Here is a 25,642-nt window from a genome sequence, read left to right as displayed (position 1 = left end):
GGTTTATCGGCCGCCGGGGCTGCGGCTTTATGCCTGTAGGACAACGTCGTTGCACGCTGGCCTGAATGTCCTCCCGTGAGTTACCCTTACGGCTTATGTGTGTTTTCCCACAAGGATTTAAGAAATGTCCGAGCCAGTTAAACTGCGCGCTCACAACCAGGCCCATTGCAAGGATTGCAGCCTGGCCCCTCTTTGCCTGCCACTTTCTTTGAATCTGGAAGACATGGATGCGCTGGACGAAATCGTCAAACGCGGCCGCCCGTTGAAAAAGGGCGAGTTCCTGTTCCGTCAGGGCGACACGTTCGATTCCGTTTATGCAGTACGCTCCGGCGCCCTGAAGACCTTCAGCCTCAGCGACGGCGGCGAGGAGCAACTGACGGGTTTCCACTTGCCGAGCGAGCTGGTCGGACTGTCCGGCATGGACACCGAGAAACACCCGGTGTCGGCTCAAGCGCTGGAGACGACCTCGGTCTGCGAAATCCCCTTCGAACGCCTTGATGAACTGGCCTTGCAACTGCCGCAACTGCGCCGTCAGTTGATGCGCGTGATGAGCCGTGAGATCCGCGACGACCAGCAAATGATGTTGCTGCTGTCGAAGAAAACCGCCGACGAGCGCATCGCCACCTTCCTCGTCAACCTGTCGGCGCGTTTCCGTGCCCGCGGCTTTTCGGCCAATCAGTTCCGCCTGAGCATGTCGCGCAATGAAATCGGCAACTACCTGGGCCTGGCGGTGGAAACCGTGTCGCGGGTGTTCACGCGCTTCCAGCAGAACGAGCTGATCGCCGCCGAGGGCAAAGAGATCCACATCCTCGACCCGATTCAGCTGTGCGCCCTGGCCGGTGGCTCGATCGACGGCTGATCACGACCCGCGGTTGAGCGAATCGTTTCAGCCGCGGGTATACTGCGCCGTTTGCAGCCCTGCCAGGACACCCCGATGGTCTTCGACTCCTTCGACATCAAATCCCTGATCCGCCCCGTGATCGACTTCCCGAAACCGGGCGTGATCTTTCGCGACATCACCCCGCTGTTCCAGTCGCCAACGGCCCTGCGCCTGGTGATGGACAGCTTCGCCCACCGCTATGTCGAAGCCGACTTCACCCACATCGGTGCGATGGATGCCCGTGGCTTTCTGATCGGTTCGGTATTGGCCTATCAGTTGAACAAGCCGCTGGTGCTGTTCCGCAAACAGGGCAAACTGCCGGCCGACGTGCTGGCCGAAGGTTACGCGACCGAATACGGCGAAGCGTTTCTGGAAGTCCACGCCGACAGCCTGTGCGAAGGCGATTCGGTGGTGATGTTCGATGATTTGATCGCCACCGGCGGCACGCTGATCGCAGCGGCCAATCTGATTCGCCGCATGGGTGCGCGCGTGCATGAAGCGGCGGCGATTATCGACTTGCCAGAGTTGCAAGGTTCGCAGCGCTTGCAGGACATGGGCATTCCTACCTTCTGCCTGACGCAGTTCGCGTTGACCGACAAATAAGCAGCGCCCTTCTAGCCGCCATCGCGAGCAGGCTCACTCCTACAAGTTGGAACGCATTCCCCTGTAGGAGTGAGCCTGCTCGCGATGGGGCCGGCAGCTACACCGCAAAACTTAAAGCCCCATCTGCTTGCTGATGATTTCGTTCATCACCTCACGCGTCCCGCCGCCAATCGACAGGATGCGGTTATCCCGATACAGCCGCTCCACCAGGCTTTCGCGCATGTAACCCAGCCCGCCAAGAATCTGCACCGCCTCCGTGGTGATGCGGTCCGAGGTGTCGGTGGCGAAGTTCTTAGCCATGGAAATTTCCTTGATCACACTCTGCCCCGCCGCCATCTTCGCCGCTTGCCGATAAGTGAACTCCCGCGACACTTCCAGCGCCGTGGCCATCTCGGCGAGGCGATGCTTGATCACCTGAAATTTGCTGATCGGCTTGCCAAACGCCTCGCGCTCGCGCGCCCATTTCAGGCTCTGTTCCAGCGCCAGTTGCGAAGTCATGTTTGCCATCAGCGCCAGCGCCAGGCGTTCGCTCTGGAAATTGCCCATGATGCAAGCGAAGCCCATGTTCTCGGCGCCGATCAGATTGCCTACAGGCACGCGGCAGTCATCAAAGAATAATTCAGCGGTGTCCGACGCCCACCAGCCCATTTTCTTCAGCTGCCGGCCGACGGTGAAACCTGGCGTGCCCTTCTCGATCAGCAACAGGCTGATGCCGCCGAACCCCGGCGCGCCGGTACGCACCGCAACGGTGTAGAAATCGGCGCGCACGCCACTGGTAATAAAGGTTTTGCTGCCGCTGACCCGGTAGAAATCGCCGTCACGCACGGCGCGGGTTTGCAGGTTGGCGACGTCGGAGCCGCCACCCGGTTCGGTGACTGCCAGGGCGCTGATTTTTTCACCGCTGAGCACTGGCGGCACGACCCGCTCGCGAACCTCGGGCCGCGCCCATTTGACGATCGGCGGCAGGCCGATGTCCAGCGAGCCCAGACCGGCCACCAGGCCACCGGAGCCGCAGCGCATCAACTCCTCACTGGCGGCAATCTTGGCGAACAGATCGCCTTCATGGCTGCCGCCCAGGGCTTCGGCATAGCCGATGCCGAGAATGCCCGCCGCGCCGGCCTTCAGATACAGCTCGCGGGGAAAAATTTCGGCTTCTTCCCACTGATCAATGTCCGGCAGGATCTCGCGCTCGACGAAACGTCTGACGCTGTCGCGGACCAATTGGTGGCTGGGGTCGAAGTATTCCTGAAAGGCAGGCATGGGCGAGCTCCACGGAAGGGTTCGCCGACGTTAACCGAGCGCTTGCTTGGTTTTCAATGAAATTGTTTTGCGAGTCTCGGGGACCGAGTCGCGGCTATCGCGAGCAGGCTCACTCCTACAGGGTAACGCATTTCAATGTAGGAGTTAGCCTGCTCGCGATAGGGCCAGAACAGACGATGGAGATTTACAAGGAGATAGGCTTGCGCCCGGCAAACGAATGCGCCAGCGTCCCGCCGTCGACCAGCTCCAGCTCTCCGCCCAACGGCACGCCATGGGCAATGCGCGAAGCGATCAAGCCTTTGTTGCTGAGCAACTGCGCGATGTAGTGCGCTGTCGCCTCGCCTTCCACGGTCGGGTTGGTCGCGAGGATGACCTCGGTAAACGTCCCTGCCTCTTCAATCCGCGCCATCAGTTGCGGAATGCCGATTGCTTCGGGCCCCAATCCATCAAGCGGCGACAAATGCCCCTTGAGCACAAAATAACGGCCACGGAACCCGGTCTGCTCGACCGCGTAAACATCCATCGGCCCTTCGACCACGCACAGCAGCGTGTCGTCGCGCCGGCTGTCGGCGCATTGCGGGCAGAGATCGTCTTCGGTCAACGTGCGGCACTGGCGGCAGTGGCCGACCCCTTCCATCGCCTGGCTCAGGGCCTGGGCCAGGCGCGTGCCGCCGCTGCGGTCGCGTTCGAGCAACTGCAACGCCATGCGCTGGGCGGTTTTCTGACCCACGCCCGGCAAGGTGCGCAGGGCGTCGATCAGTTGGCGAATCAAAGGGCTGAAGCTCATGGGTAAACAGTCCGACTAAACAACGAGACGCGGTTTATACCCGCGCCTCCGGCCAGCGTCAAATCCTCAGTCCTGGGCGACCCGGACCACCAGTTTGCCGAAGTTGCGTCCCTCCAGCAGACCGATAAACGCTTCAGGCGCCTGCTCCAGGCCTTCGACCACGTCCTCGCGGAATTTGACCTTGCCATCGCGCACCCACGGCACCATGTGGCTGATGAATTCCGGCTGGCGATCGCCGTAGTCATCGAACACGATAAAGCCCTGGATGCGCACCCGCTTGGTCAACAGCGTGCGTTGCAGCAACGGCAGGCGATCCGGGCCTTTGGGAGTTTCCGAGGCGTTGTAACCGGCAATCAGACCGCACAGCGGAACGCGCGCCTTGGGATTGAGCAGCGGCACGACAGCGTCGAAGACATGACCACCGACATTTTCGAAATAGATGTCGATGCCCTCGGGGCAGGCCTTGGCCAGTTGTTCGGCAAAGTCTGCCGCCTTGTGGTCGATGCACGCGTCGAAACCCAGCTCTTCAACCACGTATCTGCATTTCTCGGCACCGCCGGCCACACCGACGACGCGCAAGCCCTTGATCTTCGCCACCTGACCGACCACCGAGCCGACAGCACCGGACGCTGCGGCCACCACCAGCGTTTCGCCTTCTTTTGGCTGGCCGATGTCCATCAGGCCCATGTAGGCGGTCATGCCCGGCATACCCAGGACGCCGAGGGCCATCGACGGGCTCGGCAGGCCGGCCGGGATCGGCATGATGTTGCGGCCGTCGCTGATGCTGTGGCTTTGCCAGCCGGTCGCGCCAACCACCAGGTCACCGGCATGGAATTTCGGATGATTGGAGCGTTCCACCCGGCTGACCGCACCACCGGTCATGACTTCGCCGATTTGCACCGGAGCCGCGTAGGACGGTGCGTCGCTCATACGCCCGCGCATGTACGGATCGAGCGACAGGTACAGGGTTTTCAGCAGCACCTGACCGTCCTGCAGGTCTGGCAGAGCTTCGCGCTCCAGGCGAAAGTTTTCCGGCGTCGGCGCGCCGGTCGGGCGCGAGGCGAGGACGAAGCGTTGGTTGAGGGTGAGAGGGTCGGACATGTCAGCGTCTCCTGTAATGGGAATTGGGCGGTATAGGGAGCAGACCTTTGCAGCGGTGCTGTGTTCGATGTTTTCTTCAACTGTGACCGAGACGCCCCCCTTCGCGAGCAGGCTCGCTCCCACTGATCGTTCCCGCGCTCTGCGTGGGAATGCCTCAAGGGACGCTCCGCGTTCCAGCTTGGGATTGGAACGCGGAGCGTCCCGGGCTGCATTCCCACGCAGAGCATGGGAACGATCAGCGTCGCGCAGAAACAAAAATGCCAGGCGCAAGGCCTGGCATTTTGTGTAGCTCATCTGTCGCCGGATGGCGAATCAGAACGGCAGTTTCATCCCCGCTGGCAGGTTCATGCCGGCGGTCATGCTGCCCATTTTTTCCTGGCTATTGGCTTCGATCTTGCGCACGGCGTCATTGACGGCGGCGGCGACCACAGCTTCGAGCATCTCTTTGTCGTCTTCGCTCAGGCCTTCGACCAGGCTTGGGTCGATGCTGACGCTTTTGACGTCGTGACGCCCGGTCATCACCACGGTGACCATATCGCCGCCGGCCTTGCCGGTGACTTCGGCGTTGGCCAGTTCTTCCTGCATCTTGGCCATTTTTTCCTGCATCTGCTGCGCCTGCTTCATCAGGCCGGCCATGCCACCTTTCATCATGGGAATCACCTCAAAAAGTACTTGGATCAAAACAGCGCCCGGCCAGCGAAGCCGAACGCCTTCAGTTATTTAGCCCTGAGTCACCAGGGCGTCGACAGGTTCAATAGTATCGTGTCGCACCACTGCACCGAACTGCTGGACCATTTGCTGGATGAACGGATCACCGTGGATCGATTCTTCCGCCTCGCGCTGTCGGTTCGCGCGTCGGCGGGACGCGGCCTGGGCGGGGGTTTCCTGCTCGGGCTTGATCAGCTCGATGGTCAGGGTCAGCGTGCGCCCGTGGAACTGGTTCAATGCATCATTCAGCCGGCGCTGTTGCGTGGCGTTGAATAACGCGCTGTGAGCCGGATCGAGGTGCATCAGCCAATGATCGCCATCGACCGCGATCAAGGTGCAGTTGGCGGCGATGCTGCCGGTCATGCCGGAAATCGGCAGTTTCGGAAACATTTCCAGCCATTGCAGGGCCAGACCGGTGGCCGGCGCGGCGGCCGGTTCCGGCTCGGGCGCAGGTGTCGGCTCGGCGGCGTGTTCGCTGGCCAATTCGTCGAGATAGCTGTAGGCCGAATCCATGTCCGGCTCGATGTAGTCTTCGTCCAGCGGCGGTTCGTCGTCCATGTCCATGCCCGGTGTGGCAGCATCGACGTCGGCGACCGACGGCTCGGGAATCGGCGCGGCGGCCCACTCCGGCGCGTCGGGGACGACGCTGTCCGGGGTGGGCAGCGGCATCGGCGGCAACTCGGGTTGCTCGGCGGCGGTTTCCAGCACCGGTTCGACGGCCGGTTGCTGCACCGGCGCCGGCTCAGGCTCGGCTTCTACCGGGTCGTTCCACGGCAGATCGACGGCAGCTTCAACAGCAACCGGCTCGGGCTCAGGTTCCGGTACAGGTTCAGCAACCGGCGCAACCGCTACTGGCTGAGGCGTCGGCGCGGTTATCGGTGCAGCCGGCGTCACGGGCGCAGGTGTCGGCGCAACCGCCGCAGCGACGACCGGGGCAGGCTTGGGCGCGGCAGCCACTGCGTTCGCGGAATCAACTGTGGCCTGGCTGATCCCCACTGGCTTTAGCGGTTGCCTAGGGGCGTCCGCGGTATCTGCCGGTCGGAACGCCAGCATCCGCAGCAAGACCATCTCGAAGCCACCGCGCGGGTCCGGCGCCAGTGGTAAATCGCGGCGACCGATCAGGCCCATCTGGTAATAGAACTGCACGTCTTCGGCGGGCAATGCCTGGGCCAGCGCCAACACGCGATCGCGGTCGCCATGGCCATTGTCGACACCTTCCGGCAAGGCCTGGGCAATCGCGACGCGGTGCAGTACGTTGAGAATTTCCGAGAGCACGCCATTCCAGTCCGGCCCCTGCTCGGCCAGATGCCGCACCGCTTCGAGCAGTGCCTTGGCATCACCTTCGATCAGCGAATGCAGGACGTCAAAGACCTGGCCGTGATCCAGCGTGCCGAGCATCGCCCGCACATCGGCGGCCAGCACTTTGCCCTCACCGAAGGCGATCGCCTGATCGGTCAGGCTCATGGCGTCACGCATCGAGCCATCGGCGGCGCGACCGAGCAGCCACAGGGCATCGTCTTCGAACGGCACGTTCTCGGCGCTGAGCACGTGGGTCAAATGCTCGACCACGCGCTCCGGCGTCATGTTCTTCAGTGAGAACTGCAAGCAGCGCGAAAGAATCGTTGCCGGAAGTTTCTGCGGATCGGTAGTCGCCAGGATGAACTTGACGTAGGGCGGTGGCTCTTCGAGGGTTTTCAACAGCGCATTGAATGAATGGCTGGACAGCATGTGCACTTCGTCGATCAGGTAGACCTTGAAGCGCCCACGGCTTGGCGCGTACTGCACGTTGTCGAGCAGTTCACGGGTGTCTTCAACCTTGGTGCGGCTCGCGGCGTCGATCTCGATCAGGTCGACGAAACGGCCCTCGTCGATTTCGCGGCACACCGAACATTCGCCACAGGGGTTGGAAGTGATACCTGTCTCACAGTTCAGGCATTTGGCAATGATCCGCGCAATCGTGGTCTTACCCACCCCGCGCGTACCGGTAAACAGGTACGCGTGGTGCAGCCGCTGGCTGTCCAAGGCATTGATCAGAGCCTTGAGCACATGGGTCTGGCCGACCATTTCGCGGAACGAGCGCGGACGCCATTTACGTGCAAGAACCTGATAACTCATCGAAAACCGTCGCAACGAAGGAAGCTGAAGCGGCTAATGCTAGCGGAGCAAGGGCAAAATTGCATCCGGTGTCCTCGTCTAATGTGGCTAAGCTGCATGGACAAAGGCTTTTATCGGCTCGGGACGGGCAATGACCAGAGCGTTAATGCGGTGGGCCATGGGGGCATTGCTGGGTATCAGCCTGAGCGCGACGGCAGCACCACCCCCCTTGCGCTTCGCCATGCCCGACAGCTGGGCCATGCCGATGGTGCAGTTCGAAGGCGGCCGGCCGACCCAGGGCATCCTCCACGACATCATGCTCAGCCTGGCGACGCAGGTCGGCGTACCGGCGCAATTCATCGTACTGCCGCGCGCTCGAATACAGAGCGCTATGGAACACGGCGAAATCGACGTGCGCTGCTATGCCGCGCAATCGTGGCTGCCAAACCAGTCCGGCGACTACCTCTGGAGCGTGCCGCTGTTTTTCCAACGCGATCTGTTGATCAGTCGCAAGAACCAACCTGCAACCACCGATCCTGCCACCCTGCCCCGCCAGGCCATCGGCACCGTCCTCGGTTACAGCTACCCCACCCTGCAACCGCTGTTTGACGCTGACCAACTGCAACGCGAAGACGCGCGCAATCAGGAGCAGGTGCTGGAAAAACTCCTGGCCGGGCGTTATCGCTATGCGGTGAGCAATCAGTGGACGCTGGACTGGGTCAACCAGCGTCTGATGCCGGAGCAGCAACTGCAAGGCGTCGCGGTGCTGCAGGAGCAGGAAGTCGGTTGCTATGTGAGGAACGATTCGCAAGTGCCGGTACAGCGCATCTTGCGCACGTTGTTGCGGATGAGGATGTCCGGGGAGATTGAGCAGATTATCCGGCTCTACACCGGCAATTCTGAAAACACCCCATAACCCCTGTAGGAGTGAGCCTGCTCGCGATGGCGGTCTGTCTGCCCACTAATAAGTTGACTGATACTCCGCTATCGCGAGCAGGCTCACTCCTACAGGGGGATTTACGTCAATCCGGCAAATCACAGACACAAAAAAACCGCAGTGGGCGAAACCCATGCAGTTCTGGTTGAAGCATTCAGTTGTTCGTTAAGGTGGTGCCCCCACCAGCCACACCCCGGCACACAATGTTCCCGCTGTGGCTGCTTCCTTCCGGATCTGACCAGGTTCACGGGTAATCGTTGCGGGGGGACCGATGGGGTCACCATAACGACGCTTGCCTGTCGGCGAGCCGCGCCATTGTACCTATCTGAGGTGAAGTTACAACCGTTGGTTGCAGATAAAAAACCTGAACGGCTTCAAGGACATAAACATCGCGGCTACAGCGCCAGCACCTCGTCCGCCCTGCCGCCGGCCTGCTGGATCACCAGATGGATAAAGTGCAGCTTGGCAATCGCCGGCGCCGGCAGGACGAACGGGTAGAAATCTGGCTGGCCCATGCTGCGCGACAACTCGTTGAGCATACCGGCCAGTTCGATCCAGGCGTTGACGAATGACAGGAATGCTTCACCGCCGGGATGCTGCGGGTCGTACAGGGTGCTGGTCGGAAACGGCTGATAGTCGAAGTCCATTTCCCGCGCACTCATGCCGAAGCCCAGCGCGGTGTCCACCGCGTCCATCATGTGCAGGTAATGCGCCCAGGTTTCCGCCCAGTCTTCCCACGGGTGCATGGTCGCGTAGGCGCTCACGTACTGTTGCGGCCAGTCCAGTGGCGCGCCCTGCTGATAATGACGATCAAGCGCCTCGGCGTAACTGGCACGTTCGTCGCCGAACAGGTGGCGGAACGCATCGAGCCAAGGGCCGTTGGCGATCAGTCGATCCCAATAATAGTGGCCGACTTCATGGCGAAAATGCCCAAGCAGTGTGCGATAAGGCTCGTGCATTTGCGCCCTCACCCGCTCTCGGTGGGCGTCGTCGGCCTCCTTGATGTCGAGGGTGATCAGGCCGTTGGCGTGGCCGGTCATGGGCGCGTTGCCTTCAAGGTCGACGCCGATGAAATCAAAGGCCAACCCGGTCTCGTCGTCCACGGTTTTCGCAATGACCGGCAGGCCGAGGGTGATCAATTGCGCGACCAGACGACGTTTGGCGATCTCGACCTTGCGCCAGCGCTCGTGGTTTTCTGGAACCGACAGGTCTGGGATGGTGCGATTGAGACTGCAGGCGACACACAGGCTGTCGTGGTCTTTGGCCGGCAGCAGCCAGTTGCACGCCGCGGGCATGTCGAGATTGGCGCAGCGGCGGAACAGACCGGCAGCGGGATCGACGTCGAGCGTCCAGGTGCCTTCCTGTGGTCCTGGCTGCAATGAGGTCAGGCGACTTTCTTCCGGCTGGTAGCCGAGTAACGCGTTGCAGGCCAGGCACTGGCTGTTGCGAAAGAACAGCGACTGCCCGCAACGGCACGGCCAGACTTTGCTGTTGCGTGAAGATCCGCCCGCAAACGGCGCGATGATGCGGGAACTGAGCTGCTCGAAAAAACGGTGCATGGCGATCTCTCCCTGGGACTGGCCAAGACTAGATCATCCTGAAGACAACATCGTTCCCGAATACAGCCTGCTGCTGAGTGACACCACTATTGTGGCGAGGGGATTTATCCCCGCTCGACTGCGCAGCAGTCGCAAAAAACCGTACACGCGATAGAAGTGAAATGATCGGTCGCAGGGTTTTGGGGTCGCTGCGCAACCCAGCGGGGATAAATCCCCTCGCCACAGGTGCTCATCCTGTCAGACAGCTATGCCATGGGTTTTAAGGAAAGCGATAAACGCCTCTTCATCCATGACCTTCACGCCCAGCTCGTTGGCCTTGGTCAGTTTCGACCCGGCACCTGGACCGGCGACCACACAATGGGTTTTCGCCGAGACTGAACCGGCGACCTTGGCGCCAAGGCTTTCGAGGTGATCTTTAGCCACATCCCGGCTCATCAGCTCGACCTTGCCGGTCAGCACCCAGGTTTCCCCGGCTAACGGCAGGCCTTCGACGACCTTCTTCTCGCTCTGCCAGTGCATGCCAAAATCGCGCAGCTGTTGCTCGGTTTGCTCGGCCAGTTGGCGATGCTCGGGCACGGCAAAAAATTCGCGCACCGAGTTGGCCTGTTTCTCCGGCAACGCCTGACGCATGTCCAGCCAGTCAGCGTTCATCACCGCTTCGAGCGAACCGAACTTGTCTGCCAGTTTTTGCGCGCCACCGGGACCGACGAAAGGAATATGCAGCTTGTCGAGCAAGCCGCCCAGCGTGGTGCTGGCGGCGAACTCGGCGCCCAGTTCGCCCTGATCCTGAATTTGCAGGCCGTGGCCCAGCAATTGGGTGATCACCTGCTGGTTGTGCGCGTCTTCGAAGAAGCTGTGAATCTCATGCGCCACTTCCAGGCCGACGTCCGGCAGGTAGGTCAGCACGTGCGGCAAGGCCAGTTGCACGCGTTCCAGCGATCCCAGCGAGCGCGCTAGCACCTTGGCCGTTTCTTCGCCAACATCGGGAATCCCGAGGGCGTAGATGAAGCGTGCCAGGCCCGGTTGCTTGCTGTCTTCAATGGCCTTCAAAAGCTTGTTGCTGGAGACCTCGGCGAAGCCTTCCAGATCGACGATGTCATCGAATTTCAACGCATACAGATCGGCCGGCGAGTTGACCAGACCTTCATCGACCAGTTGCTCGACGCTCTTGTCGCCCAGCCCTTCGATGTCCATCGCCCGGCGCGAGACGAAGTGAATGATCGCCTGCTTCAGTTGCGCGCCACAGGCCAGCCGCCCAACGCAGCGATACACCGCGCCCTCGCTGACGGTTTCCTTGCCCTTGCTGCGTTTGACCAGTTGCGTGCGTTCAACGTGCGAGCCGCACACTGGGCAGCTTTCAGGAATGGCGACCGGGCGCGCATTATCCGGGCGACGCTCGGTGACCACTTGCACCACCTGCGGAATCACGTCACCGGCGCGGCGAATGATCACGGTGTCACCGATCATCAAGCCCAGACGCGCGACTTCGTCCATGTTGTGCAGCGTGGCGTTGGCCACAGTGACGCCGGCGACTTTCACCGGCTTCAGACGCGCCACCGGCGTCACCGCGCCCGTGCGACCGACCTGAAATTCCACATCGAGCAATTCAGTGAGTTCTTCCATCGCCGGAAACTTATGCGCAATCGCCCAGCGCGGTTCGCGGGCGCGAAAGCCCAGCTCACGCTGGTCGGCAATGCTGTTGACCTTGAACACCACGCCATCGATTTCATAGGCCAGCGCATTACGCCGTGCGCCGATGTCGCGGTAGTACTCGAGGCATTCGTCGATGCCTTTGGCCAGCTTCAGCTCGTGGCTGATCGGCATGCCCCACTTTTGCAATTGCTTGAGGTTGCCAATGTGGGTGTCGGCAATATCGTGGGAGACCTGGCCAATGCCATAGCAGCAAAATTCCAGCGGCCGGTTGGCAGTGATTTTCGAATCCAGCTGACGCAGGCTGCCCGCCGCCGCGTTGCGCGGGTTGGCGAAGGTCTTGCCGCCAATCTCCAATTGCGAAGCGTTGAGGCGTTCGAAACCGGCCTTGGACATGAATACTTCACCGCGCACTTCCAGGGTCGCCGGCCAGCCCTCGCCGTGCAGCTTCAGAGGAATGTTGCGCACGGTGCGCACATTGACGCTGATGTCCTCGCCGGTGGTGCCATCGCCACGAGTAGCGCCGCGCACCAGCAGGCCGTCCTGATACAGCAGGCTGACCGCCAGGCCATCGAGCTTCGGCTCGCAGCTGTATTCCACCGCCGTTCCGCCACCGAAGAGATCGCCAGCGGGGATATCCAGACCTTCGGTCACGCGGCGATCAAACTCGCGCATGTCGGATTCTTCGAACGCGTTGCCGAGGCTGAGCATCGGGATTTCGTGACGCACCTGGGTGAACGCGGTCAGCGCCATGCTGCCGACGCGCTGGGTCGGCGAGTCGCTGGTGATCAGTTCCGGGTTGGCCGCTTCCAGTGCCTTGAGCTCGTGAAACAACCGGTCGTACTCGGCATCCGGAATGCTCGGCTCATCGAGGACGTGGTAACGGTAGTTGTGCTGATCCAGCTCAGCGCGCAGCTCTAGAATGCGGGTTTTGGCGGCGGTCATGGGTGTTCTCTCATAAAGCAAAAGAGCAGCCGAGGCTGCTCAATTTCTAATCAAATCGCTCAAGGCTGTAGACCCTGTGGCGAGGGAGCTTGCTCCCGCTCGGTGGCGAAGCCGCCGCAAATTCGGGGTCGCTTCGCAACCCGGCGGGAGCAAGCTCCCTCGCCACAGCCTTAGCGCTTCTGGGTCAGGGCGCGGCGTTCGAATTCGACGATGCGCTGACGGTAATGCTCGATGGTCTGCGCGGTCAGGACGCTGCGCTGATCATCTTTCAGTTCGCCGTTCAGTTCCTGGGACAGCTTGCGCGCTGCCGCGACCATCACGTCGAAAGCCTGCTTCGGATGACGCGGGCCGGGCAGGCCGAGGAAGAAGCTCACCGCCGGGGTGCTGAAATGGTCAATGTCGTCCAGATCGAAAATGCCCGGCTTGACCGCGTTGGCCATGGAGAACAGCACTTCACCGTTGCCCGCCATGCTTTCGTGGCGGTGAAAGATATCCATTTCGCCGAAACGCAGACCGCTTTCGAGGATGTTCTGCAACAACGCCGGGCCTTTGAAGCCGGCCGGGTCACGGCAGATCACGCTGATGACCAGGACTTCTTCGGCTTGCGGCTGATCTTTTTCCGCCACGGCCGCTGCAGGTTTGCTGTCGTCGGCAAAATCGTCGTCCCGGCTGCTGAAGCTCGGGCCACCGTCCAGATCCAGGTCAAGGTTCAGGTCGCCCTGGGCCGGACCGTTGCTGCCGCGCTTGCCACGCTTGGAGCCGGATTCGCGCGGCTCGCGGGCTTCGCGGTTGGGCATGCTCACCGACGGCAGATCGTGCTCGTCCAGTTGCGGTTCCTTGTGTGTGTCCAGTACACGGGCCGGGCCCAACAGCTCGGCGCTGGTGTCCTCGTCGGGCAAGTTGGACAGACTTCGGTCAAGACGGAATTTCAGTTTTCCCTTGCCGCCGCGCATACGGCGCCAGCCATCGAAAAGAATACCGGCTATCACAATGATGCCGATGACGATCAGCCACTCGCGCAGACCGATTTCCATGTAATCCCGTGCCTCTATAAAAAATGCTGAAAAATAAGGGGTTTACACTGCGTAAACCGCTTTAAAACGTGGCGCCAACTCTATGTTCTGACAGGCGTTTTGCCCACGTATACGAAAATTGACATTAAACTAGCACGACCAAAGGCAACTTTACACCGTCTGTCTCATTTGGCTTGCGCGAATATGTCGATTGGCCATCCAGCCGATGTCAGTAAAAGGTCCTACAGACCTGCAAAACTATTCCGACATCACGCCGATTCAGGCGTCAACCATCGCCATCGCCTCCTCGACATCCACCGCCACCAGCCGTGAGCAACCCGGTTCATGCATCGTCACGCCCATCAACTGTTCGGCCATTTCCATGGCGATCTTGTTGTGGGTGATGTAGATGAACTGCACGGTCTGGGACATTTCTTTGACCAGGCGCGCGTAGCGTCCAACGTTAGCGTCATCCAGCGGCGCGTCAACCTCATCGAGCATGCAGAACGGCGCCGGGTTCAGCTTGAAGATGGCAAAAACCAGTGCCAGCGCGGTCAGGGCTTTTTCCCCGCCGGAGAGCAAATGGATGGTGCTGTTCTTCTTCCCGGGTGGCTGCGCCATGATCGTCACCCCTGTATCGAGTAGATCTTCGCCCGTCAGTTCCAAATACGCGCGCCCGCCACCGAAAACTTTTGGGAAAAGCGCCTGTAAACCGCCATTGATCTGATCAAAGGTATCCTTGAATCGGTTACGGGTTTCCTTGTCAATCTTGCGGATGACGTTTTCCAGGGTCTCCAGGGCTTCGACCAGATCGGCGTCCTGTGCGTCCAGATAACGTTTACGCTCCGATTGTTGCGTGTATTCGTCGATGGCCGCGAGGTTGATCGCGCCCAGGCGCTGAATCCGCGCATTGATGCGTTCGAGTTCTTCTTCGGCTTCGCGTTCACTGGCTTGCGCCGTCAAGGTCGCGAGGACGCCGTTGAGGTCGTAGCCATCTTCGAGCAGTTGATCCTGCAAGGCCTTGCGGCGCACGGTCAGGGCTTGCCATTCCATGCGCTGTTGTTCGAGCTGGCCGCGAATCAACTGCGATTGCTGCTCGGCCTGGGTGCGGCGTTTTTCCGCGTCGCGCAGTTCGCGGTCGGCGTCTTCCAGGGCGATCTGCGCGGTCTTGAGTTCTTCATCGACGGTCATGCGCTTGTCGAGCAGTTCTTCGAGTTTCAGGCGCAGCTCTTCCAGCGGCGCCTCGCCCTCCTCTAGATTCAGACTCAACTGTTCGCGCTTTTCGGTGAGGCGCTCGGCCTGCATTTCCAGACGCTCCAGCGCCTGACGCGTGGAGTCGTGCTGGGCGCGCAACGAGCCCAGACGCACGGCCAGTTGATGAGCGTGATCCTTGTGCTGCCGCGCTTCCTGACGCACGCGGTCGAGGCGCTCGCGCAGGCTGTCGCGCTGGGCCAGCAGCAACTCGCGCTGCTCGGTGTCCAGCGCCATGGCATCCAGCGCTTCCTGCAATTGCATGCGTGCTTCGCCGACGTGTTCGTGCTCAAGCTCGCGCTGCTCGCCAAGCTCGACCAGCTCTTCATCCAGACGAGTGCGGCGCAAGGTGAGCTGCTCAGCCTTGGCTTTGCCCGCTGACAATTGCGCTTTCAGTTCACCTTGCTGGCGCGCTTCGTCTTGCAGCAAACGGCGCAGATGTTCGCGACCGTTTTCCTGCTGACGCTGTTGTGCGCGCAGGGTTTGCAGACGGGTCTCCATGGCCTCGACCGTGGCTTCGCGCTCTTCGCGCTCCAGCTGCAAATCTTCGATTTCCTGGCCCCGGGCGAGCATGCCGCTTTCCGCTTCGCTGGCCCGGCGCACCCGCAGGAAGTGCCGGCCAACCCAATAGCCATCGCGACTGATCAGGCTCTGGCCGTCGCTCAACTGACTGCGCAAGGCCAGCGCCTGCTCAAGGCTGTCGACCGGTTTGACCTGACCAAGCCACGGCGACAGATCGATCTGCGCCTCGACTTTATCCAGCAGACTGCCCGCCACGCGCACGCCATCGCTGGCCGGGCTGAGCAGGCGCAGATCGCCCTGAGTGAAACCGGACAAATCGAAGCCGCTGAAATCATCGACCAGCACCGCTTGCAGGTCGGCGCCGAGCACGGTTTCCACCGCCAGTTCCCAACCGGCCTCGACCTTCAAGCCCTCGGCCAGACGCGGACGCTCGGCGAGGTTGTGTTCTTTCAGCCATTCAGCGGTGCCAGTGCCCGGATCAAGTGCGGCCTGCTGCAAGGCTTCCAGCGACGCCAGACGTCCGTTGAGACGCTGTAGATCGCCCTGCGCCTGTTGCTGCGCGGTCAACGCCTGCTGCAACTCCTGACGCAATTGTTCAAGTTTTTCGACCTGCGCTTCTTCGCTGGTCTGCAAATCTTCCAGCGTCGCTTCGGATTCGGCGAGCTGCTCGTTGAGCGCCATGATCGCCGCATCTTCAGGGTCGGCCGAGAGCAACGCGCGCTCCTCAGCGAGGCGCTTCTGCCGATCGGCCAGACGCTCCATGCTGCTTTCCAGCTGCTGAATGCGCGACTGCTGCACTTCGGCCTGGCGACGCGGTTCGGCGGCGGTCAGGTTGAACGTGTCCCACTGCTCCTGCCAGCCGTGCATGGTGGTTTCGGCTTCTTCCAGGGCAGCGGCGGCTTCCTCGGCGGCGGCGCTGGTGACTTCCTGCTCGGGGGTGAGCATGTCCAGCTCTTCGCCGAGGGTCAGCAACAGCGTGCGGTCGTGGCCCAGGTGCGATTCGGTTTCCAGTCGCGCGCGTTCGGCTTCTTTCAGATCGTCCTGCAACTGGCGCAGACGCTGCTGCCCATGCTGGATGCTCTGCTCGACCCGGGCGATGTCGCCGCCGACCGAATAGAAGCGTCCCTGCACCAGATTGAAGCGCTCGGACAGCTCGTGATGGCCGTCGCGCAGGCGTTCGATGGCCGCATCGGCATTACGCTGCTCGGCGACCAATGCTTCGAAGCTGACTTCCTGGTTGCCGATGATCGACTCGCGCTGGCCGACCTGCTCGTTGAGATCCTGCCAGCGCAGGGCCGACAGTTGCGCCTTGAGCTGACGCTCTTCGGCTTTGAGTTCCTGATATTTCTTCGCGGCCTCGGCCTGGCGGTGCAAGCGCTCAAGTTGACGCTCAAGCTCTTCGCGCAGGTCGGTCAGGCGAGCGAGGTTTTCGTGGGTGCGACGAATGCGGTTTTCGGTCTCGCGCCGGCGTTCCTTGTACTTGGAAATACCGGCAGCTTCTTCAATAAAGTTGCGCAAGTCTTCCGGCTTGGATTCGATCAGCTTGGAGATCATCCCCTGTTCGATGATCGAGTAGCTGCGCGGGCCGAGGCCGGTGCCGAGGAAAATATCGGTGATGTCGCGCCGACGGCATTTGGTGCCGTTGAGGTAATAGGTGGTCTGGCTGTCGCGGGTGACTTTGCGGCGAATGGAAATTTCCGCATAGGCGGCGTATTCGCCAAGCAGCGTGCCGTCGGAGTTGTCGAACACCAGCTCGATACTGGCCTGACTTACCGGTTTGCGGCTGGTCGAGCCGTTGAAGATGACGTCGGTCATCGACTCGCCACGGAGGTTCTTCGCCGAACTTTCGCCCATCACCCAGCGCACGGCGTCGATGATGTTCGACTTGCCGCAACCGTTCGGCCCGACGACCGCCGCCATGTTACTGGGGAAGTTCACCGTGGTCGGGTCGACGAAGGATTTGAACCCCGCCAGTTTGATGCACTTTAGCCGCACGCTTAAGCAACCGTCAGCGCAGACACCACCAGATCACAACTGCGCTGGGCGTACGCCGTCAGCACGATGCGGATCTGCGGCAAATCACGGGCGAGCACGGCGGCGAGCAAGCGTTCGAACAGTTCGAGGAATTCGCTCATTTCCGCCTTGCGCTGCTCGAGCGCGAGGAAATACGCGCGACTCATCGCCGGTTGCAGGTTCTCGACGGTTTCCTGCAGGTACGGGTTATTGGCAAACGGATAGGCGGCGCGCATCACCGCGAAGCTGTCGTCGACGAAGGTGCGGATATCGCCGCGTTCGTAGCTGGCGGTCAGGCGCTGCTGAATCTGTACGAACGGCGCCATGTCCGACTGAACTTGCCAGCCGTTGGCGACCGCATTGCCGAGCAGGATGTACAGCTCGCTCATTAGTGTGCACAGGCTCTGCACCTTGTGCGGCGTCAGCTCGGTGACGTGAGCGCCACGACGCGGCAGGATCGCGATCAGGTGACGGCGCTCGAGGATCAGTAAGGCTTCGCGGACGGAACCGCGACTGACGTTGAGCGCCAGCGTGACCTTCTGTTCCTGGATGCGCTCTCCTGGCTTCATTTCGCCACGAATGATGCGTTCGGCGAGGTGGTGAGCGATTTGCTCGGCGAGGCTGTCCGGCGCCTTGAACGTCATGGTTGTCCTTCAAACTCTATCGATCTGTACAAGCGGCGCAGTGTAGCGCAAATGCACGGTCATGGCGGAGTGCCCACTCAGCGGTTTTTGGCACGAATCCCGCAAAAAAGCGCAGTGACCGATGAAGGTCAATACTGAATAGACACGCTGTTGATCGACGAAACGGATTTTCCTGACCTTTAAGTCAGAAAACCATTGACCGAAAAGTCAGACCTGCTAAATTCGGTTCACGTCGGTTAACAACAATAATGAGTCTGCGAGGCCTTCCGTGATCCAGTTTTTACTCAACCAGGAACTCCGTAGCGAGCACGCCCTGGACCCGAATCTGACTGTGCTCAATTACCTGCGCGAACACGTGGGCAAGCCCGGCACCAAAGAAGGTTGCGCCAGCGGTGACTGCGGCGCCTGCACCGTGGTGGTCGGCGAGTTGCAGATAGATGACGCGGGTCGTGAACACATTCGCTATCGCAGCCTCAATTCGTGCCTGACCTTCGTGTCGTCGCTGCACGGCAAACAACTGATCAGCGTTGAAGACCTCAAGCACAAGGGCGAACTGCACAGCGTGCAAAAGGCTATGGTCGAGTGCCACGGCTCGCAATGCGGTTTCTGCACCCCCGGTTTCGTCATGTCACTGTTCGCCCTGCAAAAGAATAGCGATGCGCCGGATCCGGCCAAGGCCCACGAAGCGCTGGCCGGCAACCTCTGTCGCTGCACCGGCTACCGGCCGATTCTGGCGGCTGCCGAACAATCCTGCTGCGGTAAGCCAGCGGATCAGTTCGACGCCCGCGAAGCCGAGACCATCGCCCGCCTCAAAACTATCGCGCCGACCGATATCGGCGAACTCAACAGCGGCGACAAGCGCTGCCTGGTGCCGCTGACCGTGGCCGATCTGGCCGATCTCTACGACGCTTATCCACAGGCGCGGCTGCTCGCTGGCGGCACCGATCTGGCGCTGGAAGTCACCCAGTTCCACCGCACCCTGCCGGTGATGATTTACGTCGGTAACGTAGCCGAAATGAAGCGCATCGAAACCTTTGAAGACCGCATCGAAATCGGCGCCGCCACCGCCCTCTCCGACTGCTACGCAGCCTTGACCGCCGAGTACCCGGACTTCGGCGAACTGCTGCACCGCTTCGCCTCGTTGCAGATCCGCAATCAGGGCACCCTCGGCGGCAACATCGGCAACGCCTCGCCGATCGGTGACTCGCCACCGCTGCTGATCGCGCTCGGCGCGCAGCTCGTGCTGTGCAAGGGCGAAACCCGTCGCACCCTGAACCTGGAAGATTACTTCATCGACTACAAAGTCACCGCGCGCCAGGAAAGCGAGTTCATCGAAAAGATCATCGTCCCGCGTGCCCGCGCCGAACAACTGTTCCGCGCCTATAAAGTCTCCAAGCGTCTCGACGACGACATTTCCGCCGTGTGCGCCGCGTTCAACCTGCGCGTGGAAAACGGCGTGATCAGCGACGCGCGCGTAGCCTTCGGCGGCATGGCGGCCATTCCAAAACGCGCCGCGCATTGCGAAGCCGTGCTCAATGGCGCGCCCTTCAACAACGCCGTGATCGAACGCGCCTGCGCCGCCCTGGCCGAAGATTTCACGCCGCTCTCGGACTTCCGCGCCAGCAAGGAATACCGCCTGCTCAGCGCGCAGAACCTGCTGCGCAAATACTTCATCGAACTGCAAACACCGCACATCGAGACCCGGGTGACCGCTTATGTCTAACCATCACGCCGTAGAGAAAACTCAGGCTGAATTGGCCGAACTGTTCGCCAAGGATCTGACCACCGGTGTCGGTCGCAGCGTCAAGCACGACAGCGCCGCCAAGCACGTGTCCGGTGAAGCGCAGTACATCGATGATCGCCTGGAATTTCCCAATCAACTGCACCTGTACGCGCGTCTGTCGGACCGCGCCCACGCGAAAATCATCAGCATCGACACGCAGCCGTGCTACGCCTTCGAAGGCGTGCGCATCGTCATTACCCACGAAGACGTGCCGGGCCTGAAAGACATCGGCCCACTGATGCCGGGCGATCCATTGCTGGCCATCGACGACGTGCAGTTCGTCGGCCAACCGGTGCTGGCGGTCGCGGCGAAAGATCTGGAAACCGCACGCAAAGCGGCGATGGCGGCGATCATCGAATACGAAGATCTCGAACCGGTGCTCGACGTCGTCGAAGCGCTGCGCAAACGCCATTTCGTGCTCGACAGCCACACCCATCAGCGTGGCGATTCGGCTTCGGCGCTGGCCACGGCTGAACACCGCATTCAGGGCACGCTCCACATCGGCGGCCAGGAGCACTTCTATCTGGAGACGCAAATCTCTTCGGTGATGCCCACCGAAGACGGCGGCATGATCGTCTACTGCTCGACGCAGAATCCGACTGAAGTGCAGAAACTGGTCGCCGAAGTGCTCGACGTGTCGATGAACAAAATCGTCGTCGACATGCGGCGCATGGGCGGTGGTTTCGGTGGCAAGGAAACCCAGGCCGCCAGCCCGGCGTGCCTGTGCGCGGTGGTCGCCCACCTCACCGGCCAGCCGACCAAGATGCGCCTGCCGCGCGTCGAGGACATGCTGATGACCGGCAAGCGTCACCCGTTCTACGTCGAGTACGACGTCGGCTTCGACAGCAGTGGGCGCCTGCACGGCATCAACATGGACCTGGCCGGCAACTGCGGTTGTTCGCCGGACTTGTCCGCGTCGATCGTCGACCGGGCGATGTTCCACTCGGACAATTCGTACTACCTCGGCGATGCGACCATCAACGGTCATCGCTGCAAGACCAACACCGCGTCGAACACCGCTTATCGTGGCTTCGGTGGCCCGCAGGGTATGGTCGCGATCGAGGAAGTGATGGACGCGATTGCCCGTCACTTGCAGCTTGATCCGCTGGCGGTGCGCAAAGCCAACTACTACGGCAAGACCGAGCGCAACGTCACTCACTACTACCAGACCGTCGAGCACAACATGCTCGAAGAGATGACTGCCGAACTGGAAGAAAGCAGCCAGTACGTCGAACGCCGCGAAGCGATCCGCCGCTACAACGCCAACAGTCCGGTCCTGAAGAAAGGCCTGGCGCTGACCCCGGTGAAGTTCGGCATTTCCTTCACCGCCAGTTTCCTCAATCAGGCCGGTGCGCTGATCCACATCTACACCGACGGCAGCATTCACCTGAACCACGGCGGCACGGAAATGGGCCAAGGCCTGAACACTAAAGTCGCCCAGGTCGTGTCTGAAGTGTTCCAGGTTGAAATCGATCGCGTGCAGATCACCGCGACCAACACCGACAAGGTGCCCAACACCTCGCCGACCGCTGCCTCCAGCGGCGCGGACCTCAACGGTAAAGCCGCGCAGAACGCTGCCGAGACCATCAAGAAGCGCCTGATCGAATTTGCCGCACGCCACTATAAGGTCAGCGAAGAAGACGTCGAATTCCGCAACGGTCATGTGCGCGTGCGCGAGCAGATCCTGACCTTTGAAGCGCTGGTCCAGCAGGCGTATTTCAATCAGGTGTCGCTGTCGAGCACCGGGTTCTACAAGACCCCGAAAATCTATTACGACCGCAGCCAGGCGCGGGGCCGTCCGTTCTATTACTTCGCGTTCGGCGCGGCGTGCTGCGAAGTGATCGTCGACACCCTGACCGGCGAGTACAAGATGCTGCGTACTGACATTCTTCACGACGTCGGCGCCTCGTTGAACCCGTCGATCGACATCGGTCAGGTCGAAGGTGGTTTCGTGCAGGGCATGGGCTGGCTGACCATGGAAGAACTGGTCTGGAACAACAAGGGCAAGCTGATGACCAACGGCCCGGCCAGCTACAAGATCCCGGCGGTGGCGGACATGCCGCTGGATCTGCGAGTGAAGCTGGTGGAAAACCGCAAGAACCCGGAAGACACGGTGTTCCATTCCAAAGCCGTCGGTGAACCGCCGTTCATGCTCGGGATTGCCGCGTGGTGCGCGATCAAGGATGCGGTGGCGAGCCTCGGTGATTATCGGCATCAACCAAAAATCGATGCGCCGGCGACGCCTGAGCGGGTGTTGTGGGGGTGTGAGCAGATGCGTCAACTGAAGGCTGTGAAAGCGGCCGAAGCTGAAACCGAGCTGGCTCCGCTGTAGACCGAGGCGCGGCCATTCGCGAGCAGGCTCGCTCCCACAGTAGACCTCCAGTGGGCACACATTTTGTGGATGACAGAGATCAACATGTGGGAGCGGGCTTGCTCGCGAAAAGGCCCGCACAGACAACGATGTTGTAGGGGTGAACTATGTACAACTGGATCGACGCCCTCGCCGACCTGCAAAACCAGGGCGAGCCCTGTGTGCTGGTGACGATCATCGAAGAACTCGGCTCGACGCCACGCAATGCCGGCTCGAAAATGGTCGTGAGTACCAACCGGACGTTCGACACCATTGGTGGCGGCCATCTGGAATTCAAAGCCATGCAGATCGCCCGCGAGATGCTCGCCAGCGGCAAGCAGGACACCCATCTGGAGCGCTTCAGCCTCGGCGCCAGCCTCGGCCAGTGCTGCGGCGGCGCCACGGTGCTGCTGTTCGAACCGATGGGCCAGGTGCAGGCGCAAATTGCCGTGTTCGGTGCCGGCCATGTCGGTCGCGCCCTGGTGCCGCTGCTCGCCAGCCTGCCCTGCCGGGTGCGCTGGATCGACTCGCGCGAGGCCGAGTTTCCCGAACACATTCCCCACGGCGTGCGTAAAATCGTCAGCGAAGAGCCGGTGGATGAAATCGATGACCTGCCCGTCGGCAGCTACTGCATCGTCATGACCCACAACCATCAACTCGATCTGGAGCTGACCGCCGCGCTGCTCAAGCGCAACGACTTCACCTGGTTCGGCCTGATCGGCTCGAAAACCAAACGCGCCAAATTCGAGCACCGACTGCGTGATCGCGGCTTCGACGCCAGCGTCGTGCAACGCATGCGCTGCCCGATGGGCATCGCTGAAGTCAAAGGCAAATTGCCTGTGGAAATCGCCATTTCCATCGCCGGCGAAATCATCGCCACCTACAACGCCAGTTTCGGCCAGCACAGCGCCCGCGCCGAACCGATTGCCAGACTGCTACCCGCCTCGCGCCGCAATCAGGCCGCCAAACTCAAAGCCTCAAACTGATTAGAGAACCCTCATGCCTCTGACTCGCAAAGCCTACCGCGCCGCCATCTTGCACAGCATCGCCGACCCCGCCGAGGTCGACATCGATGCCTCCTACGAATATTTCGAGGATGGCTTGCTGGTGGTCGATGACGGCAAAATCAGCGCCCTCGGCCACGCCAGCGACCTGCTGCCGACCCTGCCGGCGGATATCGAGATCAACCATTATCAGGATGCGCTGATCACTCCGGGCTTCATCGACACCCACATCCACCTGCCGCAAACCGGCATGGTCGGTGCCTACGGCGAGCAACTGCTCGACTGGCTCAATACCTACACGTTCCCGTGCGAAAGCCAGTTCGACGACAAGGCGCATGCCGACGAAGTGGCCGACATTTTCATCAAGGAACTGCTGCGCAACGGCACCACCACCGCGCTGGTATTCGGCAGCGTGCACCCGCAATCGGTGAACTCGTTTTTCGAAGCGGCCGAAAAGCTTGATCTGCGGATGATCGCCGGCAAGGTGATGATGGACCGCAACGCCCCGGACTACCTGATTGACACTGCCGAATCCAGCTACGTCGAGAGCAAGGCGCTGATCGAGCGCTGGCACGGCAAGGGTCGTTTGCACTATGCGGTGACGCCGCGTTTCGCACCGACCAGCACCCCGGAACAACTGACCCTCGCCGGGCAGTTGCTGAGCGAATACCCGGATCTGTACATGCAGACCCACATCAGCGAAAACCTCAAGGAAATCGAATGGGTCAAAGAGCTGTTCCCGGAGCGCAAGGGCTACCTCGACGTTTACGATCACTACCAACTGCTCGGTGAACGCTCAGTGTTCGCCCACGGCGTTCATCTGTGCGATGAAGAATGCGCGCGGCTGGCGCAAACCGGTTCGGCGGTCTCGTTCTGCCCGACTTCGAACCTGTTCCTCGGCAGCGGTCTGTTCAACCTGCCGATGGCCGAGAAGCACAAGCTCAATGTCGGCCTGGGCACTGACGTTGGCGGCGGCACCAGTTTCTCGCTGCTGCAAACCCTCAACGAAGCCTACAAAGTGATGCAGTTGCAAGGCGCACGCTTGAGTCCGTTCAAGTCACTGTACCTGGCAACCCTGGGCGGCGCGCGGGCGCTGCGGCTGGAAGACCGGATCGGCAACCTGCAACCGGGCAGTGATGCCGACTTCCTGGTGCTGGATTACAACGCCACGCCGTTGCTCAGCTATCGCTTGAAGCAGGCCAATAACATTGCCGAGACGTTGTTTGTGTTGATGACGCTGGGGGATGACCGGACAGTGGCGCAGACATATGCGGCGGGGGCGCTGGTGCATCAGCGCTAAGCTTGCCCAAGGCATAAAAAATCCCCCGGAGGTGTTCAGCCCCGGGGGATTTTTATTGCTTGTCCGATTGCTATCGCGAGCAGGCTCACTCCTACAGTGATCTTTGTTGGTCACACATTTTGTGGCCACTGAAGATCCACTGTAGGAGTGAGCCTGCTCGCGATTGGAGCGTCCCGGTTTCAGGTCAGAGCTTGGCGCTCGACCGTCCCGGCTTCTTGGTCTGCAACAAATGCGAAAACACCGCATGCAGGTCATCCGACGCGCCTTCCTCGTCGAGGTTGAGCTTGCTGTCGATGTGGTCCATGTGGTGCATCATCAGATTCACCGCCAGCTCAGCGTCGCGCTTCTCGATCGCGTCGATCAACTGGGTGTGCTCGTCATACGAACAGTGCGAGCGGTTGCCGCTTTCATACTGGGCAATGATCAGCGAGGTCTGCGAGACCAGGCTCCGCTGGAAGCTCACCAACGGTGCATTTTTTGCCGCTTCGGCCAGTTTCAGGTGGAATTCGCCCGACAGACGAATGCCGGCGCCGCGATCACCACGGGAGAAACTGTCGCGCTCGTCATTGACCATCTGCCGCAGTTCGGCGATCTGCTCGGCGGTGGCGTGTTGCACCGCCAGTTCGGTGATCGCGCGCTCGACCAGACGGCGGGCCATGAACACCTGACGGGCTTCTTCAACGCTCGGGCTGGCAACCACCGCGCCACGGTTGGGCCGCAACAGCACCACGCCTTCATGGGCCAGACGCGACAGCGCGCGGCGAATGATGGTGCGGCTGACCCCGAAGATTTCCCCCAGCGCTTCTTCGCTCAATTTGGTGCCGGGCGCCAGGCGCTGTTCGAGGATCGCCTCGAAGATATGCGCGTAGACAATATCGTCCTGGGTTCCGCTGCGGCCGGCTTTGCCTGCTCGCGGTTGTTTCTTGAGGGGTTGCAACTGTTCGTTCATGGGCACTCGAGTCGGGAAAACTGCGGCGAATAGACCGTGACTGTAATACGGCACAGTAGGTCGCTGGCAAGTATCGCGTAAAAAACAGCGCGATTGTACACAATGAATGGTGGCAACACGACTGTACGGCTGTTTGCGACTTCGGCTGTATTGCAACGGTTTGTCAGGTTTGAGTTTAGGCTTGATCGCAGAATCCGCCTTCTATGCACAATCCCTGTAGGAGCGAGCCTGCTCGCGAAGGCGCCAGGCCAGGCAATGCAGAACTACTTGAACCGCCGCTCTCACAGGT

Annotated in this window: 18 protein-coding genes and 1 other RNA gene; 7 read left to right on the top strand and 12 right to left on the bottom strand. The window is 61.0% G+C overall.

Annotated features, from left to right (window positions below; genetic code table 11):
- Positions 1 to 124: 124 nt before the first annotated feature.
- A complete protein-coding gene (gene fnr / locus HU765_RS22650) occupies positions 125 to 859 on the top strand; it encodes a fumarate/nitrate reduction transcriptional regulator Fnr (RefSeq protein ID WP_186550955.1) in 735 nt (244 codons plus the stop codon).
- A 75-nt stretch (positions 860 to 934) separates the two neighbouring features.
- Complete coding sequence (locus HU765_RS22645; RefSeq protein WP_024012326.1) at positions 935 to 1,483, top strand: adenine phosphoribosyltransferase; 549 nt, start codon at positions 935 to 937, stop codon at positions 1,481 to 1,483.
- A gap of 111 nt (positions 1,484 to 1,594) precedes the next feature.
- On the opposite strand, the gene HU765_RS22640 is transcribed toward HU765_RS22645, so the two are convergent.
- The 5 genes from HU765_RS22640 to dnaX form a co-directional block, all read right to left on the bottom strand.
- On the bottom strand, positions 1,595 to 2,743 hold the full coding sequence (locus tag HU765_RS22640) for an acyl-CoA dehydrogenase family protein (RefSeq protein ID WP_186623099.1): 1,149 nt from the start codon (positions 2,741 to 2,743) through the stop codon (positions 1,595 to 1,597).
- A 184-nt stretch (positions 2,744 to 2,927) separates the two neighbouring features.
- Positions 2,928 to 3,530 (bottom strand): recombination mediator RecR, encoded by a 603-nt coding sequence (gene recR / locus HU765_RS22635; protein ID WP_186623097.1) that lies wholly within the window; start codon positions 3,528 to 3,530, stop codon positions 2,928 to 2,930.
- A 66-nt stretch (positions 3,531 to 3,596) separates the two neighbouring features.
- Positions 3,597 to 4,631, bottom strand: coding sequence for an NADP-dependent oxidoreductase (locus HU765_RS22630; protein ID WP_186623095.1), 1,035 nt, complete (start codon positions 4,629 to 4,631; stop codon positions 3,597 to 3,599).
- A 312-nt stretch (positions 4,632 to 4,943) separates the two neighbouring features.
- Positions 4,944 to 5,282: a YbaB/EbfC family nucleoid-associated protein gene (locus HU765_RS22625; RefSeq protein WP_003223337.1), complete on the bottom strand. Its 339-nt coding sequence runs from the start codon at positions 5,280 to 5,282 to the stop codon at positions 4,944 to 4,946.
- A 69-nt stretch (positions 5,283 to 5,351) separates the two neighbouring features.
- The gene (dnaX, locus tag HU765_RS22620) at positions 5,352 to 7,454 is read right to left on the bottom strand and encodes a DNA polymerase III subunit gamma/tau (RefSeq protein WP_186623092.1); all 2,103 of its coding nucleotides are present in this window, start codon (positions 7,452 to 7,454) and stop codon (positions 5,352 to 5,354) included.
- 145 nt (positions 7,455 to 7,599) lie between these two features.
- On the opposite strand from dnaX, the gene HU765_RS22615 reads away from it, so the two are divergent.
- Complete coding sequence (locus HU765_RS22615) at positions 7,600 to 8,349, top strand: transporter substrate-binding domain-containing protein (protein ID WP_186623117.1); 750 nt, start codon at positions 7,600 to 7,602, stop codon at positions 8,347 to 8,349.
- 198 nt (positions 8,350 to 8,547) lie between these two features.
- Here HU765_RS22615 and ffs read toward each other — a convergent pair.
- The 6 genes from ffs to HU765_RS22585 all read right to left on the bottom strand — a co-directional run bounded on the left by ffs (position 8,548) and on the right by HU765_RS22585 (position 17,967).
- Positions 8,548 to 8,644, bottom strand: an RNA gene (ffs, locus tag HU765_RS22610) — signal recognition particle sRNA small type.
- Positions 8,645 to 8,765: 121 nt separating this feature from the next.
- Complete coding sequence (locus HU765_RS22605; protein WP_186623090.1) at positions 8,766 to 9,929, bottom strand: putative zinc-binding metallopeptidase; 1,164 nt, start codon at positions 9,927 to 9,929, stop codon at positions 8,766 to 8,768.
- A gap of 237 nt (positions 9,930 to 10,166) precedes the next feature.
- Complete coding sequence (gene ligA / locus HU765_RS22600; RefSeq protein WP_186623089.1) at positions 10,167 to 12,524, bottom strand: NAD-dependent DNA ligase LigA; 2,358 nt, start codon at positions 12,522 to 12,524, stop codon at positions 10,167 to 10,169.
- Between the two features lie 170 nt (positions 12,525 to 12,694).
- Positions 12,695 to 13,558 (bottom strand): cell division protein ZipA, encoded by an 864-nt coding sequence (zipA, locus tag HU765_RS22595; RefSeq protein WP_186552533.1) that lies wholly within the window; start codon positions 13,556 to 13,558, stop codon positions 12,695 to 12,697.
- Positions 13,559 to 13,816: 258 nt separating this feature from the next.
- Positions 13,817 to 17,305, bottom strand: coding sequence for a chromosome segregation protein SMC (gene smc / locus HU765_RS22590; RefSeq protein WP_186623087.1), 3,489 nt, complete (start codon positions 17,303 to 17,305; stop codon positions 13,817 to 13,819).
- A 2-nt stretch (positions 17,306 to 17,307) separates the two neighbouring features.
- Entirely contained in the window at positions 17,308 to 17,967 is a 660-nt protein-coding gene (locus tag HU765_RS22585; protein ID WP_186623084.1) for a GntR family transcriptional regulator, read from the bottom strand.
- 268 nt (positions 17,968 to 18,235) lie between these two features.
- Between HU765_RS22585 and xdhA the strand changes: the two genes are divergently transcribed.
- The 4 genes from xdhA to guaD all read left to right on the top strand — a co-directional run bounded on the left by xdhA (position 18,236) and on the right by guaD (position 24,404).
- Complete coding sequence (gene xdhA / locus HU765_RS22580) at positions 18,236 to 19,690, top strand: xanthine dehydrogenase small subunit (RefSeq protein ID WP_186623082.1); 1,455 nt, start codon at positions 18,236 to 18,238, stop codon at positions 19,688 to 19,690.
- Positions 19,683 to 22,082 (top strand): xanthine dehydrogenase molybdopterin binding subunit, encoded by a 2,400-nt coding sequence (xdhB, locus tag HU765_RS22575; protein WP_186623080.1) that lies wholly within the window; start codon positions 19,683 to 19,685, stop codon positions 22,080 to 22,082. The genes xdhA and xdhB overlap by 8 nt, the downstream gene beginning before the upstream one ends.
- 146 nt (positions 22,083 to 22,228) lie before the next feature.
- Positions 22,229 to 23,086: a xanthine dehydrogenase accessory protein XdhC gene (gene xdhC, locus HU765_RS22570; protein WP_186623078.1), complete on the top strand. Its 858-nt coding sequence runs from the start codon at positions 22,229 to 22,231 to the stop codon at positions 23,084 to 23,086.
- Positions 23,087 to 23,099: 13 nt separating this feature from the next.
- Positions 23,100 to 24,404 (top strand): guanine deaminase, encoded by a 1,305-nt coding sequence (gene guaD / locus HU765_RS22565; protein WP_186623076.1) that lies wholly within the window; start codon positions 23,100 to 23,102, stop codon positions 24,402 to 24,404.
- Positions 24,405 to 24,588: 184 nt separating this feature from the next.
- On the opposite strand, the gene HU765_RS22560 is transcribed toward guaD, so the two are convergent.
- A complete protein-coding gene (locus HU765_RS22560) occupies positions 24,589 to 25,353 on the bottom strand; it encodes a GntR family transcriptional regulator (protein WP_186623074.1) in 765 nt (254 codons plus the stop codon).
- Positions 25,354 to 25,642: the final 289 nt, after the last annotated feature.

The organism is Pseudomonas sp. SWRI81, from assembly GCF_014268545.1.
Lineage (GTDB): Bacteria > Pseudomonadota > Gammaproteobacteria > Pseudomonadales > Pseudomonadaceae > Aquipseudomonas > Aquipseudomonas hamedanensis.
Note: the sequence above shows the minus strand (reverse complement) of the source record. Positions and strands in the feature narration are given on the sequence as shown.

What these genes read in the sequence shown, in the direction of transcription:
- fnr (WP_186550955.1), top strand. Translation starts at nt 125, where the DNA reads ATGTCCGAGCCAGTTAAACTGCGCGCTCACAACCAGGCCCATTGCAAG.
- guaD (WP_186623076.1), top strand. Translation starts at nt 23,100, where the DNA reads ATGCCTCTGACTCGCAAAGCCTACCGCGCCGCCATCTTGCACAGCATC.
- HU765_RS22560 (WP_186623074.1), bottom strand. Translation starts at nt 25,353, where the DNA reads ATGAACGAACAGTTGCAACCCCTCAAGAAACAACCGCGAGCAGGCAAA.
- HU765_RS22630 (WP_186623095.1), bottom strand. Translation starts at nt 4,631, where the DNA reads ATGTCCGACCCTCTCACCCTCAACCAACGCTTCGTCCTCGCCTCGCGC.
- xdhC (WP_186623078.1), top strand. Translation starts at nt 22,229, where the DNA reads ATGTACAACTGGATCGACGCCCTCGCCGACCTGCAAAACCAGGGCGAG.
- dnaX (WP_186623092.1), bottom strand. Translation starts at nt 7,454, where the DNA reads ATGAGTTATCAGGTTCTTGCACGTAAATGGCGTCCGCGCTCGTTCCGC.
- xdhB (WP_186623080.1), top strand. Translation starts at nt 19,683, where the DNA reads ATGTCTAACCATCACGCCGTAGAGAAAACTCAGGCTGAATTGGCCGAA.
- HU765_RS22645 (WP_024012326.1), top strand. Translation starts at nt 935, where the DNA reads ATGGTCTTCGACTCCTTCGACATCAAATCCCTGATCCGCCCCGTGATC.
- HU765_RS22615 (WP_186623117.1), top strand. Translation starts at nt 7,600, where the DNA reads ATGCGGTGGGCCATGGGGGCATTGCTGGGTATCAGCCTGAGCGCGACG.
- HU765_RS22605 (WP_186623090.1), bottom strand. Translation starts at nt 9,929, where the DNA reads ATGCACCGTTTTTTCGAGCAGCTCAGTTCCCGCATCATCGCGCCGTTT.
- recR (WP_186623097.1), bottom strand. Translation starts at nt 3,530, where the DNA reads ATGAGCTTCAGCCCTTTGATTCGCCAACTGATCGACGCCCTGCGCACC.
- HU765_RS22625 (WP_003223337.1), bottom strand. Translation starts at nt 5,282, where the DNA reads ATGATGAAAGGTGGCATGGCCGGCCTGATGAAGCAGGCGCAGCAGATG.
- HU765_RS22640 (WP_186623099.1), bottom strand. Translation starts at nt 2,743, where the DNA reads ATGCCTGCCTTTCAGGAATACTTCGACCCCAGCCACCAATTGGTCCGC.
- zipA (WP_186552533.1), bottom strand. Translation starts at nt 13,558, where the DNA reads ATGGAAATCGGTCTGCGCGAGTGGCTGATCGTCATCGGCATCATTGTG.
- ligA (WP_186623089.1), bottom strand. Translation starts at nt 12,524, where the DNA reads ATGACCGCCGCCAAAACCCGCATTCTAGAGCTGCGCGCTGAGCTGGAT.
- HU765_RS22585 (WP_186623084.1), bottom strand. Translation starts at nt 17,967, where the DNA reads ATGACGTTCAAGGCGCCGGACAGCCTCGCCGAGCAAATCGCTCACCAC.